Origin of the sequence: Xenorhabdus sp. Sc-CR9, from assembly GCF_963897815.1 — a bacterium.
Taxonomy (GTDB): Bacteria; Pseudomonadota; Gammaproteobacteria; order Enterobacterales; family Enterobacteriaceae; genus Xenorhabdus.
Window position 1 is genome coordinate 23731 of the sequence record NZ_CAWQTY010000172.1, and the last position, 18375, is coordinate 42105.

Sequence of the window (18375 nt, forward strand, 5' to 3'; positions counted from 1 at the left end):
GTTATTCAGATGGCGGCCTTGGGTGCAAATGCCAATGCTCTTCTGAACCAAGATGGTTTTTCCAAAGGGATTGATAAAGGGAACAACGCATCAGTAATTCGTCATGAGTCCCGCTATCACAAAGGGTTCCATGATCCATGACCAATATTTGATCGGCGCGGGTTATCGTGCTCAGCCGATGAGCGATAACAAAGACAGTTTTGTTCTGGGTAAGAGAATCAAAGGCTTCCTGTATCAGCCGTTCATTTTCGGGGTCCAGTGAAGCTGTTGCTTCATCCAGAAATAACACGGGAGATTGTTTTAAAATCGCACGGGCAATGGCAAGACGCTGGCGTTCACCGCCGGATAATGTACCGCCATCCACACCTAACGGGGTGTCGTATCCTTGTGGCAGGGCCATAATTGTGTCATGAATATTGGCCAGGCGGGCAGCCTGTTCCAGTTCCGGCTGAGTTGCGTTGGCATCTCCCAAACGAAGATTATTGGCGACAGTATCCTGAAATAGGGCAGTTTCCTGAAACACCATGGTGACAGTGTCGTACAGTGCCTGAGTCTGGTAATGATGGACAGGGTTTCCACCCAGACGAATTTCACCTTTGTCCAGTTGGTAGAAAGAGAGTAATAAATAAGCCAGCGTAGATTTACCACTGCCGCTAGGTCCGACAATGGCGGTCATGCTGCCTTGTGGCGCATGGAATGAAACGTTCTGGATAGCGGGTTGGTTAGTACCCGGATAGCTGAATGTGATGTTGTTAACTTCAACATCGTATTTCGCAGGGGTGGCTAATGATCCGGATACTTGCGTTTCAACCGCTTCTATCTCTGCAATATGCGTTTCACCCAATTGTGTCAATGCAGTCACATTGATCAAAGGAATGATCCCGCGCAAAGGGGTAATAGTGGCAAACAGGAGCAGGATGGTGATAAGCATTTCAGAAAGCGTGAGTGCTTCTGGGGAATGAAAGCGCAGGGCGCCAGCCAGTATGCCCACAACAACGCTGGTATCAATAACGATGTAGAACAGACTCAATAGCGGTATGCTTCTGAATACTCCCCGGCGGAAGGCGACACGCAATTGTTCGATTTCTTGATCAAAACGTTGTTCTACCGTTGTGGTCGCTGATGCTGCGCGGATAAAGGCCATGCCCTGTGCATATTCTACAATTGCTTCAGATACGCCAGCCATCATAGCCGCCCGTCGGCGCAATATTTTATTGAGTCTTTGACGGATAGCGCCCAGAATGAGTAATCCAACCATCAAGACCAACAGCGCACTGCCAGCAACCACCCAATCAAACCAGAATAAGGCCAGATAAATAAGTGTGAGCATCATAACCTGACAAAGGATTTGGGGTGTGGTATAGGCTGACTGATTTTCCTGCCACTGCACATCCTCGGACAATGTCAGTGCGATTTTTCCGGCACTTAATCCCCGGATTGTGGCGACCGACATACCCACAAGCCGTTTTAGCAAGGAGCGGCGGATCTCTATGCCCAACCCATAAGCGGCAACGGTGAGTTTACGCAGTGCACGGGACATGAAAGCGAACCGCAATACCAACAGAACAACCAATAGCGCCAGAGTGACAAGCGGTAGCATACCGTTGCCACTTTCTTTCATATGAATATCTTCCAGATGAGTGATAGCCCAGGCTGCGATGGCAAGTTGAGCAATAATCGCAATGGTATCAAGCTGTTTATATAATACGCCCATGAACCAGACCCGTTGCAGCTTCGGGGACAGATGTTGCTGGAGACGATTAAATAACCCCATGTTAATTTACTCCTGTTCCGGTATTTTCTCCCCGCCAGGCCGCCCATTGTTTGGCATATGCACCTTGTTGTGCACTCAGCTCATCGTGGGTTCCTTGTTCAATGATTTCCCCTCTATCCAGAACCACTATTTGATCAAGATGGCGGATGGTTGGCAGGCGATGGGCAATGACAATCACTGTTTTATTGTGGCCCGTTTGGGTATGGCATAGTGCATTGAGGGCTTGTTGCATCTCTTTCTCACATTCCGGATCGGCATAGGCTGTTGCTTCATCCAAAACAAGAATTGGCGCGTTTTTCAGAATAGCAGCGGCAACGGCGATACGCTGTTTTTCGCCTACCGACAAGCTGATACCGTTGTTGAGTCGCGTGTTGTAGCCCTGCGGCAACTGTTGGATAAATTGATGTGCCTGTGCGGCGGCGGCGGCGGCTTCAACTTCAGCCTGTGACGCATCAGGACGGGCTAACCGTATGTTATTGGCTACCGTATCGTTGAACAGAAAGACCCGTTGGAAAACAAAAGAGATATTGTTACGCAGGGTGGGTTCATCCATATTGCGGATATCAACACCACCGACAGTAATTTTGCCCTGCTGCGGATCCCACAAACGCGCGATCAGGCTGGCGACAGTAGATTTACCCGAACCACTGGCTCCTACCAGAGCCAGTGAGCTTCCGGCGGGTACGGAGAACGAAATATTATTTAATGCATTATCCTGTTCATCTTGGTAAGAGAAGCTGACATTATGCAAAATCACACTGTGATCGGCAGGGATTTGGCTCTGAGTGCAGGGTGCCAGTTCAGGTTGATTCATTAACCAATGGTAACGTGTGATTAATGCCTCTTGTTGTTGCAAACGGGTCATTACAGCAAACATGGAGGAGGCAATATTGCCGAATGCCATGGCAGCCAGAATAAAGAAGGTGAATTCAAATACAGCGATTTCCTGTCGGTTAAATAACCAGACCGCTAACGGAAGTACAAACAGCAGATTGGCACTGGCCAGCACGAAAAATCGACTGGATTTGACCTGCACTTTTTCAACCCAAATATCAATAATACGCATCAGGGCAGTAAATGCTTCTTCGGCACGTTGTAGTGCAATATTGCCGCCTGAATAGGTTTTTACCACGGGGATTGCATTAATAACTTCCCCCATCGTCGAAGCAATACGGTTTTGAGCTGCATAAAAACGCTGAGTTGTGGCCTGAACTTTCATCTGAATATAGATGAATAACAGACAAGCGCCCAGAGTTGGGGCGAATGCAGCCAGTGCCAGCCGCCAGTCAATAGCCAGCATGACACTCAATGCGATAAGTGGGCCGAACAGAGTTGCTGACATTTCTGGGATGATGTGAGCAATACCATCTTCAAGCTGCTCGACATCATCTAACATCATCTTTTTGATTTCGGTACTGTCGGTCTGCACGAAGAAGCCCAGGGGAACGGACTTCAATTTATTACTAATATTGCGACGAACATCAGCCTGGACGTCGGCAGCGATCAGATGAGAAACAAACGTTGAACCACTGAAAGTCAGCATAGCGGCGAAAGTGGAGCCTAATAACATGACGCCGTAACTCAGTAGTGTGGCATATTGTCCGTCATGGATGGACTGAGTAATCAGACCGGCAACCGCAGCCGGCAGAATTTGCAGGCCCGCAGAAACAATGGCAAGCGCAATCGCAAAGTAACTCAGGGCGCGGTATGGGCGCATCATATTCCACAATGCCTTAAGGACACCGGCATCAGCGGCACGTTGCTCCGGCGAATTCTGGGCAGAAGAGTCGTTACTGGGCATAGGTGTTTTCCTTTTGGAAAGCGTGGTGTTTGCGTAATGTCCAGAACAGGCCAATGAGTGTGAAGAGAGAGGCGAGGGCGAAAAGGGAAGCATAGCCAAATTTGGTAACAATCAGCCCGCCGAGCATTGAACAGATGATGGCAACACACATATCGGCGGATTGCATCAACGCAAAATCTACACCGGATTGGGCACCTGCCGCCAAGGACATCATTTGGGTGTATAAGGCAACAAATTTAGCCGCAGTGATTAACATGATGGAGACGTATGCTGCTGAAAGCAGGGATACGGAAGATTCTGGTTGTTGGGCAAGCCAGAAAATCCCCAACAGCACCGTGCACTCAACCAGCATAAGACCCAATAATGTCTGAATGGCACCTAATTTACGTACAAGGATACCGCCTAACAGGACCCCGGATAATCCGGCTAATGCACCACCGCTGGCGGCAATAATGCCAAGCTGAGTTAAATCTACGCCATGATCGACCAAAAACGGGGAGAACATACCGAGTGACAGGCGTGTACTGGTCATACACAACAGTATTAAAACCAATGCCTGTTTAACCGGTGTACGGCGTAATGCATTCTTGAGAGATGGAGGAGAGACAGCCTTTGAAACGTCCGCTTCTTTCTTTCCCTGCGTTTTACGGATGAACAAGATAGGCAGAGACAGCAGGAGAACCATGATGGCTAATGCGACCGTACCAATGTGCCAGCCATACAGTGAGGTAAGATATAAGAACAGACCGCTGCCGACAATAGTGCCCAGATAGCCGCCCCCAACCTGCATGACATTACCCCAGGGACGCTGCTGCGGTGGCAATCGGTCAATGGCATGACCATCTGTGGTGGTATCGACTATGGTCAGGCAAAGTGTAATCAGAAACAGGGCCGCGAGGATCAGCGGCATATGTTCGGCAGGTGTAGCCAATGACATTAAGCAAAAAAGAAGAAAAATTAAAAAATTACCGCATAACATGAGGCGACGGGAGGAGGCATCCCCCGATCCTGATTTACGATAACGTTCTACAATCGGTGCCCAAAGGAATTTGCATGCCCAGGGCAACATCAACAGATAAAGTAACCCGATCTTATCCGGAGCAACGCCGTGGCTGCGCAGAAATGCGGGCATGCTCTGTAGCGTTAACATGCCAATGGTACTTTGGATGGTGTAAACACCAGCCAAAGTCAGAAGCAGTAACGAGATATGACGAGAGTTTGAAATATTATGCGTCACAGTGCAATGCTCACATCCAGCCCAACATTCAAGCCCTTACTCAACATATTGAGCGTCTGGACTGTCTCGAAACTAGAAACACGGTACTTTTTATTGCTCAGGTTTTCGCCATAAAGTTTAATGTTGACACCATGAGCCATCTCTAAACTCAATGAAGCGTCATAGAGAGTATATGCACCTTGTTCAAGGGTATTCGTTTCATTAAAGTAGCTTTTCGAATAGTGACGGGCACCCATATTTACATAGAGATTTCCCGGTAAGAATGTCTGATTGATAAGATAATCAACACTTGCATTGAGCATGATATCGGGTGCATAAGGCAGACGTTTGCCGTTATAACTGACGCCAGTTGTTGTATCAGTTGCATGAGTGAAATTTGATTTACCAATGCTGCCACCAAGAGAAAATCTGAGTCCCTGCATTGGTTTGATCTGGCTACTCAGTTCAATACCTTTACTTTCTGCTTTTCCGGCATTGCGAATGGATTGCATGCCAATAGGCCCAACATAGATCTGTTTATCTTTGGAATGAATGTAATAAACAGCACTGCTTAATGTCATTGCGTCATTAAAGAACGATGTATGCCAACCAAACTCATAATTGTCTGAAGTTTCGGTATCGTAAGGTTTTATATCCTCGGCAGAGGAAACAATGTTATTGAATCCACCGGGTTTATAACCTTTGGTGGCAGAGACATAGACGCGGGTTTCAGGTGTTAATTGCCAGCCCAAAGCCGCTTTAGGTGTAAATTCATTGTTGGACGCTTGATTATCAAAGGCGCTGATCGCCTTATCGCCAGAACGGCCTGCGTAGGCTATCTGTGATTTTTCATGTGACAAACGCCCGCCAAGGGTCAGATCCCATTGAGCAGCAACCGGTAATTTAACCTCACCAAATAGCGCCAGTGATTTTGTTTTAATTGTATTCAGGGAATCACTGTAGTAACCAGGATAAGCACCAACCAGATGTTTATTGCTTTCATCTGAGAACCAGCCGCCGAGAACACTGGATATTCCATTTGAGTAGTCAGAATTTAAACGCAGCTCTTGGGTTGTTGCGTGGTGATTCTCTTTCCATTTACCTCCGATGAAGTTACGGAAAATACTGCGATCCTGATAGGACGTTACGCTGGTTAATGCACTGTTGCTGAAATCATATTCAGCTTTGAGTGCATAACTGTTAACGCGTCGTATCAGATCAGGGACAGCTCCATTGTATTCTTTCCGGCGGAATTGTTCGTCGGTCAAATAAAGTTCTTCATGTGAATTAAGGTCTTCATGAGCAAAGCTGAGTTCAGCGCTGAAAGGGGAATCTTCCGGCGCAAATGTCAATTGTCCTTTACCCAGCCAGGTTTTGCTGGAATCAATGTTTTTGTCACCGCGGCTCGGGACATCAATTTGTCCGGGTTCTTTTACCCAGCGCAGACTCGTACTGCCATAAAGTATGCCTTCGATAAGAGACGTTGATCCGCTGAAAGACCCGCCTTGCTTCAGCTTAGAATAATTACCGGAAAGGTTAAGCCAAGGGCCTTCTTTTGGAGAGCGGGTGATAATGTTGATAACACCTGCCTGAGCGTTTCCGCCGTATAAGGTGCCTTGAGGGCCACGTAATAATTCTACGCGTTCTACATTGATTAATTCTTGTGTCAGGAATTGATGGTCCTGAGGAACACCATCAACATAAATCCGGATAGAAGGGGAATAATAATCGGGTGAGCTGATCCCTCTGATTGTGGTTGCCGAATAAGTTCGGTTGCCATGAGAGCGAATTTGTAATCCCGGAAAGGCACGTTCAAGATCCTGTACTTGGGTAATACCCGCCTGCTCAAGCTCTTCGCCGGTTTTAACTAAAATGCTGCCGTTAATTTTATTTAAGGCTTCTTCCCGTTTATTCGCCGTCACAATCAAAATGTCATCTGTGGTTTCAGGAACATGTTCCGCCCAAGCTATAGGTGAAATCAGGCAACATAAGACAGATGCTTTAGCATATCTTTTTTTCATATAAATACTCTTTGGTGCTCTTTCAAAGATTGTTTTACAGGGAGTAAAACAAAAACCGAAAAGAAGACTAGCGAGGCCCAAAAAGAATAACTAACGGGATAGGAACAAAAGTAGCGAGATGCGCACTATTGATAATGATTATCACTAATGATAAATTGCGTGATATTCACATTATTCATATATATATAAAATAAAAGAATAATATTCATAATATGCTGTTTTTGTCGTGGAAATGGTTTGTAAGTCGTATCTGAAGTTAATTTTACAGGGGATCTGATGAAAACGATTTATAGTGAGAAATTGGGAATTTTCACTACTGGCAATGATAGTTGCATGAATTCACATGCAACTGAAAATAAAAAGAATTTTCCTTTTCTAATTGAGGAGTTATCAGACGGAATTCATATAAACCGGGTGCGTTTCGAACTCAGCAAAGAATTTACTGAATATTGTGAAGGGCCGCCAACTGTATCGATTGCTTTTATTCTGAGCGGAAAGGGGAAAATGGCGATTGAGAATGGCGATGTTTTAGATATTAATCCGGGAACAATGATATTTTTTTATTCTCCTAAAATAACGCGTGGCATGAATTTATTCGGCAGTGGAGCATGGCATATTCTTGATATCCGTTTTTCTCTGAACGAAATTAAGTCTCAGGAGCTGCCATCGTTTAACAAGTTAACAGCAGGTTTTGAAAAAAATGCGAGCTATAATGATGTCCTGATGATGGCTCGTCCTATCTATCCGCCATTTATGCAGATAGTCAATCAAATAGAAGAATGTCAATTAAATGGCAGTGTCAGAAAGATTTATTTAAAGGCAAAGTCGTTAGAAATACTCGCCTGTGTGGCTGCCCAAATTTATGATTACCAATATAATGCAATCAATGGCTTGCAGCGTCGGGCTGTTTACAATGCGATAAAAATAATTAATAGCGACTATCATTACCCTTGGACAATAAAAACATTATCAAAAGCGGTGGGGTTGAATGAACGGAAATTAAAAGAGGGATTCCGTGCGGTTGTTTTTCGTACTTTTCATCAATATCTGGAAAATGTTCGTATGACTACGGCAGAAGATTTGTTGAAAAAAGGGATGAGTGTCATTGAGGTTGCTGTTGCAGTAGGCTATTCCAGCCCAAGTCACTTTTCTAAACGCTTCCGGCAACATTATTTGATCAATCCTAAAGCATGGCAAGTGAAATATGCTATGAATCATATACTCAGGACAGAATCGATTGCGGCAGAAAGTCAGTAGAAACTTTTAACGTGCTACCTATCCAGTGCCCCCTGCCATGCAGGCGGCACTATTCTGAATATCTATTTCTTCTTCCGGATAATCTGGCTTACCAGCACTAAGATGCCAATCAGAAAATAGGCAATGAAAACCCCAACCAACCATTGCGGCATATCCAGTGTTAAAAATTCCCACTGTTTTATTGAACAATCCCCGTATGCATTAAACACCGAAGGCAGCCAGCTGTTTAATGGCAACCAAGACGGGAAACTGACAAAAAAATCACAGGTATTAAACGGAGAAGGATATAATTGCATCATGGTGTGATCCCAGGCAAGCTGCAATCCTTGCCATGCGCTGTAAATCCACAGCAGGATTGCCAGCCAGCGCAGAGGGGTTTTAGGTGCGATGGTGCCCAGCAATGCCGCCCCTAAAATACCGAACAGCGCAACCCGCTCATAAATACACATCACGCAAGGTTGCAACAACATCACATGTTGAAAATAAAGCGCCGTTGCTTCTAGGATAAGAACTGTCAACGCCATTAATAGCCAAATACCTCGCCCTTGAGCGCTTTGTTTTAAAAATTGAAACATTTTTTCTTTCCATTTTTCAAGATAGGTGATTGGCTTATTGTGCCGTTTCGCTGGGCATAAAAAAATAAAATTAAAATAAACCGGGCTATTCTTCAGGGAATAAATGAATAAAAAAGCCGGATAGTGTTGTTTTATATACTATCCGGCAGGGCGTAATTTTAAGTTTGGTCAATCAGTAAAGCGGGGTGATCAAACCGAGTTGGGTGAGATATTCAGTGGCAGGGACAAGCCAGAACTCGACGCACAGCAGACCCACTAACGTCATCACAATGGTATAAGGTAATGCCATTATCACCATCCGACCATAAGAGAGACGAATCAACGGAGAGAGGGCAGAGGTCAGCAGGAACAGAAACGCGGCTTGTCCGTTTGGTGTTGCCACGGATGGTAAGTTGGTACCGGTATTGATGGCAACGGCTAAATATTCATACTGTTGCTGCGAAATCAGGCCACTTTTCAGGGCAGTCAGGGCTTCATTAATGTAAACCGTACCGACAAAGACGTTATCAGAAACCGCAGAAAGCAACCCATTGAATAGATAGAATAAAGAAAGCTGTGAAGAGGGCGACGATTGCAGAACAAACTGAATCAATGGTGTAAACAATTGTTGATCAATAATGACGGCAACTACGGAAAAAAATACTGTTAATAATGCGGTAAACGGCAGGGCTTCTTCGAACGCTTTACCCAGTGCGTGTTCTTCATTAATACCACAAAATGCAGTTGCCAAAACAATCACTGACAGGCCAATCAAACCGACTTCAGCTAAATGGAAAGCCAGTGCGACGATCAACCAAATACCGATCAATGCCTGAACAACAAGCTGGGCTTTCTCTTGGCGGGTACGTTTTTCACTGGCTTTTTTGTCGTAGTCTTCTAAAACAGAATGAACGCGCTCAGGCAATTCAGCACCGTATCCAAACAATTTAAAGTGTTCGACCAACAAACAAACCACCAGACCACAAAGAAACACTGGAATGGTCACGGGTGACATACGGATAAAGAAAGTGAAAAAATCCCAACCAACGTGTTTAGCGATTATTAGATTTTGTGGTTCACCTATCATGGTCATTACACCGCCCAGCGCGGTACCAACACCTGCATGCATCATCAGGCTACGCAGGAATGCGCGGAACTGTTCCAGCGTCTGTTTTTTATCTTCGCTATCAATGAATTTATCATCACCCAGTTCAAAATTGCCATTTTGGGAAAGGAATTGGTGATAGATAGCGTAAAACCCGACTGAAACACTGATAACGACGGCAATGACCGTCAGAGCATCAAGGAAAGCGGATAAGAAAGCACTTGCCAGACAGAATGCCAGTGCCAGCATTTTTTTGGAGCGAATGTTCAACAGTAGCTTCGTGAAAACAAACAGTAGCAGTTGTTTCATGAAGTAAATGCCTGCAACCATGAATATCAGCAATAAAATAACTTCCAGATTGTTGCTGATTTCATGGCTTATTTGTTTTGGCGAAGTCATGCCGATGATAACCGCTTCAATAGCAAGTAATCCGCCGGGTTGCAAAGGATAGCACTTTAATGCCATTGCTAATGTGAAGATAAATTCAACAACTAGCATCCAGCCAGCAACAAAGGGGCTGACAAAAAAGTAGACCAGTGGATTAATGATAAGAAAGACGATGATCGCCAGTTTGTACCAATCCGGCGAATTGCCGAGAAAGTTTTTCACCACTGCACGTCGAATACTGATTTCCATTATTATTAATATTCCTCTTTGTGGGTATGTGGAACAAATCTAAACAGCCATAACTAACTATATTGATATAGTAAGTTCAACACGATATCAATTTAAGGGTATTAGCACATGATTGATCCATGAATGATTACATTTTTTATGAACCCTTTCACTCTTTCGTAGTTTATTCATCAGGTAACTATGTCGAACAAGCACATTCTGGTATGATCAGCAGCTATTATTAGCCAGGAAAACTGCTTTGGAATAATTAAAATTATGGTAATTAAGGCTCAAAGTCCTGCGAGTTTCGCGGAAGAGTATATCATTGAAAGTATTTGGAATAATCGCTTTCCACCCGGTTCCATCCTGCCAGCAGAACGTGAATTATCTGAATTGATCGGTGTCACCCGTACGACTTTGCGTGAAGTGTTGCAGCGCCTTGCCCGTGATGGCTGGTTAACTATTCAGCATGGAAAACCAACAAAGGTAAATAACTTCTGGGAAACATCCGGTCTTAATATTCTGGAGACATTGGCGCGCCTTGACCATGATCGCGTTCCCCAGTTAATTGATAACCTATTGGCAGTACGTACCAATATTGCAGCTATCTTTATTCGTACTGCGTTCAGGAATAATCCTGAAAAATCATTGGAAGTTTTGGCGGAAAAGGAAAATGTGGAGGATACTGCGGAGTCTTTCAGCTCTGTAGATTATGATATTTTCCGTGGTTTGGCTTTTGCTTCAGGAAATCCGATTTATGGTTTGATTATCAATGGGTTGAAGGGATTATACACCCGCGTTGGCCGTTATTACTTCTCAAGCCCTGAAGCACGTCATCTGGCATTGACTTTTTACCAGCAGTTGAGTTCACTGTGCCGGGAAAAATCTTATGACAACATCATGGATTGTGTGCGTAATTATGGCAAAGAGAGCGGGCTTATCTGGCACGATATGCAGAGTGCTATGATCAATGACTTAACCGAAGCACGCCTCGGCTGATTGTACTCTTTATTTTTATTTGTGGTGTTGTTGATTGCGCTTTTTCCCTTGCTGCATAGTTAACTGTGTAGCAGGGTTTTATGTTTTATCTCTTCTTTGAAAATCCTTGAAGTCTGTTTCGTTCTCGGAAATAAGCATCTGTACCATTACAACATCAATAAAGTGCAGAGATTAGGTGACAAAACCATTATAATTAATTTTTTAACTTACTTAATCAGTTTGATGTGTGAATTAAAACATGATGAAGTCAGAAGAATTTTACTGTTTCATTGATGATTTTTATTAAAACTGATTCTTTTTAGATATCAATGATGAATTAAAAATAGGCTAAATTAACTTCACTTTCCTTAAATTATTCCATGCCATTATATAAGTTCCTGTGTTTATATTACTATTATTATCAAGAACTAATCGTCAGTTGGTTTTCCTCAGTTAAGTCAAGAAAAAACAGTATCCTTCGCTGAGGATGTGATAACTATTTTGAATGATGAAAATTTAAATTTAGCACTACTATTTAATAAGAAACAAATAAGTTCTGTTAAATAAATTTTCAAAAATAGTGTGACATTACTTTAAACCTTATTTAATGAGATAAAGAATGAGTTAAAAGTCATCATCTGATATAAAAATTCCTGAGGAGATTATTCATGCCATCCTACATAAGGAAAATGATCTGTTTTTTTATTTTTTTCTATGTGTTATTGATACCTTCTACAATAATTAACGCGCTAGCAGAAGATAATATAAAACCTGATACATTGTATAGTCATTTAAAAAAAACTGATGATACTTCAGAACTTGTCACGTCACATATCATTGGCAGCAGTGTCAAAACTGTAAGTCATATTTTATCTTCTTCACCTTCAGAACTTGCAAAACAAGCAACATCTTATGCTTTGGGAAAATTTAATGGTTCCTTATCTTCAGAGGCTCAAAAATGGTTATCGCAGTTTGGTACTGCCAGAATAAACTTTGGGTTAAATAGAGAATTTACACTGAAAAATAATTCCCTCGATATACTAGATAATGTCGTCATAAATTATTTTGTGCGATAATAAGATTTGCATTCCATAAACAGAGTGAACTAACCATGAGCACGCCTGCATACCGCCGCCACGATATTTCCGAACATGTCTGGAATTTACTTGAGCCCCACTTACCGGGTCGAAAAGGCGCTTGGGGACGGGTTGCTTACGATAATCGATTATTTATTAATGCCGTATTTTGGATTTTACGTACGGGGGCACCTTGGCGAGATTTACCGACCGATTACGGTGATTGGAAAAATACGCATCGCCGTTTTTGCCGGTGGCGGGACAAGGGCATATGGGAAGGGTGACTCGAGCAACTCATTACTGAGCCGGATTTTGAGTGGTTAATGATTGATGCAAGCCACATTAAAGTCCATCCCCATGCAGCAGGGGCCAAAGGAGGTAATCAAGATATGGGACGCACAAAAGGGGGCTCAATACAAAGATACATTTGGCCGTGGATGCGCATGGTATGCCGGTCAGAGCGATTATTACAAGTGGTACCACAGCAGATTGTTCACAAGCTGATGACTTAATTCAAGGATTCGATGCCGAACATTTATTAGCGGATCGAGGCTATGACAGTGATGCCATCGCTGAACAAGCGAAAAACCAAGGCATGGAGGTACAAATTCCGAGCCGCAAGAATCGCAAAGTTAAACGAAAATATGATCGCGAGCTCTATCGACTCAGGCATTTGGTTGAAAACGCTTTTCTCCATTTGAAGCGCTGGCGTGGTATAGCGACCCGTTACGCCAAAAACAGTGCATCGTTTCTTGCCGCAGTCCAAATCCGCTGCCTTGCTCTTTGGTTGAGTATTTCATGACGACGCCATCTAACCCCTCAAAATAATTTTTGATAACGCTTCTTTACCTTAATCTTTTATCTACAAACGTAGTTGTTCTACTTGTATTCAGATTGCGTAACAATCATTTTCCGATCTGGTTCAGAGCAGGTAACCATAATCACCCCGTCATTTGCCCAGAGCTTCACCATGAACAAGATATTTGAGTCAACTATTTCCTCCACAGGATATTCACTAGCAATTTGATTGGTGATATCACGAGCCGATTTCTTGCAGTCTGAAAAATTCATAGAACTGGAATTTGTTGTAGCAGTGCTTAATTGGTCTGGATATCTGCCAGAGTTAACCATCGAGTTTAACTGTTCTTTTGTGTACGTTGTCGCCGAGTAAGCACAAAAGCTAAACAGTATTAAGGATACAGCAACAATAATTTTTTTCATCACAGCCCCTCACAGTTAAATTCTCTTAATTGTAATCTACTTATGACGAAAAGTTGAGCAAAATGACATCTATCTTAGTTCTTGTGAGGACACGAGGTATTCGTTGACTCTCAAATCGAGGGCCAACGAAATAATTAAGCTAGCATAAGGCACCATCACGGGGCTTATTTTCCCTCCCTGCCTATACGCCATTGACTTATACAATAAGAGTGCTATTATCATTCTATACATACACCAATGGCGTACTGAAACATGATATTCATTGAAACCGCTATATTCACCGAAGACTGCAAAGCACTGCTCAGTGATGATGAATATCGCGAGTTTCAGCAATATCTTGCAGACAATCCCGCTGCGGGTGATGTTATCCAGCACACTGGAGGCTTACGTAAAGTTAGATGGGCATCCAGAGGCAAAGGCAAGCGTGGCGGTGTGCGCGTCATTTATTATCACAAGGTCGATGCTTCACATATAAGACTACTGCTGATTTATAAAAAAGGTATCAAAGATGACCTTAGCGAGTCAGAAAAGAAAGTCTTGAGAGCATTAAATGAGGGGTGGTAACAATGGACAGTAAATTATTTTCCAGACTCACTGAAAGCATGACGCAGATGAACGAGATAATGAATGGCGAAAGAGATGCTTCTCGTGAAACGCTCGTTGAAGCAGTGAAAGTAAAAAATATTCGTCAGGCAACCGGCTTAAGTCAGGCAGGCTTTGCTAAATTAATCTCTGTTAATGTTGGAACCCTGCGTAATTGGGAACAGGGAAGAAGAGAGCCAACAGGCCCAGCAAAAGCATTGTTAAAGGCAATAGAGAAAGACCCTGTTCATGTTCTAAAAGCGTTATCTATGTAGGCGCTATCATGATTGCTAAAGCCCCATCACGGGGCTTTTTTGTTCGGTAGTATTATTTTTGAGATTATGGCTAATCGGTGTGGATGATGATCTTTATTGCCCCATAACCAAGACTGATAATCACCAACTTCATCCTGATTAGATATTTGTCTAACTTCACCACTCATTACATCATAGCCGTAGACATATAATCCATATAGCAACGCCTCATACATTCTGCCTTGCCAGAAGGACATCCCTTCCGTCGTCTGATTTACATCAGAGATTATTACGTCATAACTCTTAATAAGATAATGAAAAAATATTTTTGAAGCCAAGCCGTTCAGCGCTGCATTGTGTTGAGGTTTCTTTGTGCGCCAAAGCAACACTTGAGATACAGGTCTGCAATTTAGTTCTACATCATTGGTGATTATTACTTTATTGTAGTAAATAACCTCATGAGTAATATCACATAGTAAAGCTAATTCAAAATGAGCTTTATTTAAGTCCAGTCTATTATCGATCCGAACAAATCGATATCCCGGAGGTAGGATTAATTCGTCAACATCTTTTGTAATTTCATGAGCTAATGGGTTAAGAGCATCATATAGAGCACCATTGCGCTTAGACTCATTCAGGTGACTGAAATCAGCAGCAATTTTATCTATATTTTCAAGATGTAACGGCATACACCCCCCTTACCAAAAGTTTCAATATTCAGCTCATTGATAAATGTACCTTGAGGTAATAATAGAGTTAAGCTAGCTTAAATTCAATAAGAACCTGGCTTCTTTATTGTTTCGTTGATGATTAAAATGTATCAAGATGCTTCACTTCTTCATGCTCACCAGTCTGCGCTTACCGCTTACCAGCTCATCAGTACGCTTATCATCCTCATCAATCACCGCATCATACTCTTCACGGGTGAAACCTTTCTCATCGGGGAACTTAGCTTTCAGCATCATTTGAAACTCGGTCATGGTTAACCGTTCGGCTTCCTCGCGCGTCATATTAAAGTGAGCACGGGCGGCATTGATGTACTCAATGGCTTTAAACTGGTTGGAATAAGCGTCTGTTCCTTCATGGCTCTGGAGCTTCCTAATCTGCACCTTGCCAATAACTCCATGCGTCACCAGTTCCTGAGCAATCACGATGATGTCATTAATGGGGGCTTTCCCCGGACGATAGACAATCCCTCTTCGCCCCGGACGCCATTCGCCAATCAGTTCATCTACATCGTCTTCACAGCATGCCTGTATCACCCGCATCGAAGTTGACAGAATGACACGACCAAATGCTGGCTTACGCATCAGCCTAATCAACCAGTCGGGGACAGTTCCATAAGCCAGTACTGCGCGATTAATTAACGATTGTGTCTCTGCACCATTGAGCAGCGTGTATGCGTCAACAATTTGTTGCGGCGTACCAATGCGTGTCATTGAAGAAAACGACGGGGAAAGGGAAAAATCGCGTTTATCCGTGGAGATAACCATTTCTCCGATTTCAATAATGGGTGTCATTATGCCTCCTGAACATTATCAAGGGCGCTCTCCAGTGCCCTTTGTAATATTAAGCCGTGACCGTCACTGCACATTTTGCTGTTTTGCTGCTATCAGCCGTCGTCACGGTAATATTTGCCGTGCCTTCTGCGATGCCTTTCGCTGTCACCACACTACCAATCTTACTTACCGTAGCAACGCTGGTTTTATCCGATATCACTGTGTAGTTTTTATTGGTGGCATTAGCCTACACCAAGAAAAACCCCACCAAACCAAAATCGCCATATTTATTTACTCACTCTGCATGTATTGCAGCAATCAACAATCCGATCCAAACTGTGCTTGTGAGCGCGGTAGATGCGACAGAAAAAGGAGATAACCAATGTCAATCTTCCGTAGAGGAAATACGTGGTATGGGAACTACACGACGCCAAGCGGCAAAAGAATTAAGGAATCTCTTGGGACAACGGACAAAAAGCAAGCTCAGGAGTTGCACGACCGAAGAAAGGCTGAGTTATGGCGCATAGAAAGGTTAGGTGATTTTCCTGATGTCACGTTTGATGAAGCCTGCCTTCGATGGATCGAAGAAAAGGCTGATAAAAAATCACTGGATGATGATAAAGGGCGGATGGGATTTTGGCTGGAACACTTTGGCGGGGTGAGATTAAAGGATATAACCGAAGCCAGAATTTATATGGCAGCCAGCAAGATGAAAAACCGTAAGGCCAAGGAACGCTGGGAAAGTAAAGTTAAGGCAGCCCAGAAAAAAGGAAAAGAGATTCCAGCATATAAGGAAGTTTCTGTCTCGATAGCAACCAAAGCGAAACACTTGTCGTTGATGAAGTCACTGCTAAGAGCAGCAGAACGAGATTGGAAATGGTTAGAGAAAGCGCCAGTTATAAAGGTTCCAACCGTTAGAGAAAAACGTGTTAGATGGTTGGAGCCTTACGAAGCGCAGAGATTAGTTGATGAATGCCCAGAGCCGTTAAAGTCAGTCGTTAAATTTGCACTGGCTACGGGACTGAGACGGTCAAACATTATTAATCTGGAATGGTCTCAAGTTGATATGCAGCGTCAAGTTGCATGGATACACCCAGACCAAAGCAAATCATCAAGGGCTATAGGCGTAGCCCTAAATGAGACAGCTTGCAAAGCTCTGCGTGATCAGATAGGCAATCATCATAAATGGGTCTTTGTCCATAACAAACCATCAACCAATCCTGATGGAAAAGCAATGCCTAAAGTCAGGAAAATGCGCGTTGATGATAACACAGCATGGAACGCGGCGCTAAAACGGGCAGGAATAGAAAACTTTCGCTTCCATGATCTGAGGCACACATGGGCGAGCTGGTTGGTTCAGTCAGGCGTTCCAATATCAATTTTACAAGAAATGGGCGGATGGGAATCAATCGAAATGGTAAGGCGGTATGCCCATTTAGCGCCTAATCATTTAACCGAACATGCACGCCAAATTGACACGCTTTTTGGTGATTGCGTCCCAAATATGTCCCAAACAGGAAAAATTGCAATCGTTAAATAAGGGTAAGCTATTGATTTTAAATCCCTACAGGATTCAACATTAACAATTAATTTCTTGTTTTTTAATGATTTTATTTAGTTCAATTATCTACCATACCCCCTGTAATACCCCCACATTATTTTGTCTCTGTTTGCCTGATTTCTTCCTGGTCAACACTATATTGATAGTGACTTTGTATTGCATAAATATCATCAATACAATAAATAATTGTAAAAAATGCAACAGTAGATTCAAGATAATTTATACATCTCTCAATATCTAACATAACCGCACCAATATAGAGAAAATGTGTAGGTGTCGGACTCGAAAATGTTTGGGCAACATTGTATATGATTGCGTTTCACCAACCCGCTTCAATCAAGTACAGCTAAGTTTTGACAGAAACTATTGTTACATACATGCCCCATGATTTACCTACTTTCAAGTAGCATACGTAATCCATTAAATTCCCCCTGGAAATAAAAAATATTTATCCTGGGATTAATTTTAACCAATCCTGGGTACTTCACTATGTCCACTTCAATGTTATGATTGCACTCGTTCAATCACAAAGGAAATTAATATGAATAATGAAATCTTACCTCAGCCACTAATAGGATACTTGGATGACTTATTAGCTGTAAGTTCTGGTGCTGAAAAAACTCATAATGTTTTCGTCGGTCATAACCTTGGGGAACGAGTTTTTTTATTGCAAGTACCTATACACGAATTTTATGAAATGTCAGAAGTTGCTAACGAACAGTATCGTGATGGACTAAATAGTTTGTCATAATGGTGAGACTCTTATATTTCTCATTTCTTTCCAATCCGTTAACGAAGCCCTTTTCAAAAAAATTTTCACATTACGAATAAGCTGCCACATAAATTGGCAACAATGATTGC

Annotated in this window: 17 protein-coding genes and 1 pseudogene; 8 read left to right on the plus strand and 10 right to left on the minus strand. The window is 42.9% G+C overall.

From position 1 onward, the window contains the following. Nucleotide 1: 1 nt before the first annotated feature. The 4 genes from AACQ81_RS09820 to AACQ81_RS09835 are packed head-to-tail and all read right to left on the minus strand — an operon-like array spanning nt 2 to nt 6812. Nucleotides 2–1774 (minus strand): ABC transporter ATP-binding protein, encoded by a 1773-nt coding sequence (locus AACQ81_RS09820; RefSeq protein WP_237387135.1) that lies wholly within the window; start codon nt 1772–1774, stop codon nt 2–4. 1 nt (nt 1775) lies between these two features. Further along, nucleotides 1776–3575 (minus strand): ABC transporter ATP-binding protein, encoded by a 1800-nt coding sequence (locus tag AACQ81_RS09825; RefSeq protein ID WP_237387136.1) that lies wholly within the window; start codon nt 3573–3575, stop codon nt 1776–1778. Next, complete coding sequence (locus tag AACQ81_RS09830; RefSeq protein ID WP_237387137.1) at nt 3565–4812, minus strand: MFS transporter; 1248 nt, start codon at nt 4810–4812, stop codon at nt 3565–3567. The genes AACQ81_RS09825 and AACQ81_RS09830 overlap by 11 nt, the downstream gene beginning before the upstream one ends. Continuing rightward, a complete protein-coding gene (locus tag AACQ81_RS09835; RefSeq protein WP_237387138.1) occupies nt 4809–6812 on the minus strand; it encodes a TonB-dependent receptor in 2004 nt (667 codons plus the stop codon). The genes AACQ81_RS09830 and AACQ81_RS09835 overlap by 4 nt, the downstream gene beginning before the upstream one ends. A 276-nt stretch (nt 6813–7088) precedes the next feature. On the opposite strand from AACQ81_RS09835, the gene AACQ81_RS09840 reads away from it, so the two are divergent. Beyond that, a complete protein-coding gene (locus tag AACQ81_RS09840) occupies nt 7089–8069 on the plus strand; it encodes a helix-turn-helix transcriptional regulator (RefSeq protein WP_237387139.1) in 981 nt (326 codons plus the stop codon). A gap of 62 nt (nt 8070–8131) precedes the next feature. On the opposite strand, the gene dsbB is transcribed toward AACQ81_RS09840, so the two are convergent. Both dsbB and nhaB read right to left on the minus strand, forming a co-directional pair. Further along, nucleotides 8132–8644: a disulfide bond formation protein DsbB gene (dsbB, locus tag AACQ81_RS09845; RefSeq protein ID WP_237387140.1), complete on the minus strand. Its 513-nt coding sequence runs from the start codon at nt 8642–8644 to the stop codon at nt 8132–8134. Between the two features lie 172 nt (nt 8645–8816). Then, entirely contained in the window at nt 8817–10364 is a 1548-nt protein-coding gene (gene nhaB, locus AACQ81_RS09850) for a sodium/proton antiporter NhaB (protein ID WP_237387141.1), read from the minus strand. A gap of 255 nt (nt 10365–10619) precedes the next feature. Here nhaB and fadR point away from each other — a divergent pair, with 255 nt between their 5' ends. From fadR to AACQ81_RS09865, 3 genes and pseudogenes are all read left to right on the plus strand, one after another. Then, complete coding sequence (gene fadR / locus AACQ81_RS09855) at nt 10620–11342, plus strand: fatty acid metabolism transcriptional regulator FadR (RefSeq protein WP_237387142.1); 723 nt, start codon at nt 10620–10622, stop codon at nt 11340–11342. A gap of 647 nt (nt 11343–11989) precedes the next feature. Beyond that, nucleotides 11990–12397, plus strand: coding sequence for an inverse autotransporter beta domain-containing protein (locus AACQ81_RS09860; protein ID WP_237387143.1), 408 nt, complete (start codon nt 11990–11992; stop codon nt 12395–12397). Nucleotides 12398–12432: 35 nt separating this feature from the next. Beyond that, nucleotides 12433–13199, plus strand: a pseudogene (locus tag AACQ81_RS09865) (IS5 family transposase). Between the two features lie 77 nt (nt 13200–13276). Here AACQ81_RS09865 and AACQ81_RS09870 read toward each other — a convergent pair. After that, the gene (locus AACQ81_RS09870) at nt 13277–13618 is read right to left on the minus strand and encodes a hypothetical protein (protein WP_237387144.1); all 342 of its coding nucleotides are present in this window, start codon (nt 13616–13618) and stop codon (nt 13277–13279) included. A 252-nt stretch (nt 13619–13870) separates the two neighbouring features. Here AACQ81_RS09870 and AACQ81_RS09875 point away from each other — a divergent pair, with 252 nt between their 5' ends. Together AACQ81_RS09875 and AACQ81_RS09880 are read left to right on the plus strand one after the other, a co-directional pair. Then, complete coding sequence (locus AACQ81_RS09875) at nt 13871–14182, plus strand: type II toxin-antitoxin system RelE/ParE family toxin (protein WP_237387145.1); 312 nt, start codon at nt 13871–13873, stop codon at nt 14180–14182. Between the two features lie 2 nt (nt 14183–14184). Continuing rightward, nucleotides 14185–14475 carry a helix-turn-helix domain-containing protein gene (locus AACQ81_RS09880; protein ID WP_237387146.1) on the plus strand — a complete coding sequence of 97 codons (291 nt, stop codon included), beginning with the start codon at nt 14185–14187 and terminating at the stop codon, nt 14473–14475. 26 nt (nt 14476–14501) lie between these two features. Here AACQ81_RS09880 and AACQ81_RS09885 read toward each other — a convergent pair whose 3' ends face one another. From AACQ81_RS09885 to AACQ81_RS09895, 3 genes are all read right to left on the minus strand, one after another. Then, nucleotides 14502–15143, minus strand: a complete 642-nt coding sequence (locus tag AACQ81_RS09885) for a hypothetical protein (RefSeq protein ID WP_237387147.1) — start codon at nt 15141–15143, stop codon at nt 14502–14504. A gap of 141 nt (nt 15144–15284) precedes the next feature. Further along, nucleotides 15285–15974 (minus strand): DUF6246 family protein, encoded by a 690-nt coding sequence (locus AACQ81_RS09890; protein WP_237387148.1) that lies wholly within the window; start codon nt 15972–15974, stop codon nt 15285–15287. Nucleotides 15975–16023: 49 nt separating this feature from the next. Further along, a complete protein-coding gene (locus AACQ81_RS09895) occupies nt 16024–16173 on the minus strand; it encodes a hypothetical protein (RefSeq protein ID WP_237387149.1) in 150 nt (49 codons plus the stop codon). A gap of 162 nt (nt 16174–16335) precedes the next feature. Between AACQ81_RS09895 and AACQ81_RS09900 the strand changes: the two genes are divergently transcribed. Beyond that, on the plus strand, nt 16336–17493 hold the full coding sequence (locus AACQ81_RS09900; protein WP_237387150.1) for a tyrosine-type recombinase/integrase: 1158 nt from the start codon (nt 16336–16338) through the stop codon (nt 17491–17493). A 562-nt stretch (nt 17494–18055) separates the two neighbouring features. Continuing rightward, nucleotides 18056–18265, plus strand: coding sequence for a hypothetical protein (locus tag AACQ81_RS09905; RefSeq protein WP_237387151.1), 210 nt, complete (start codon nt 18056–18058; stop codon nt 18263–18265). Nucleotides 18266–18375: the final 110 nt, after the last annotated feature.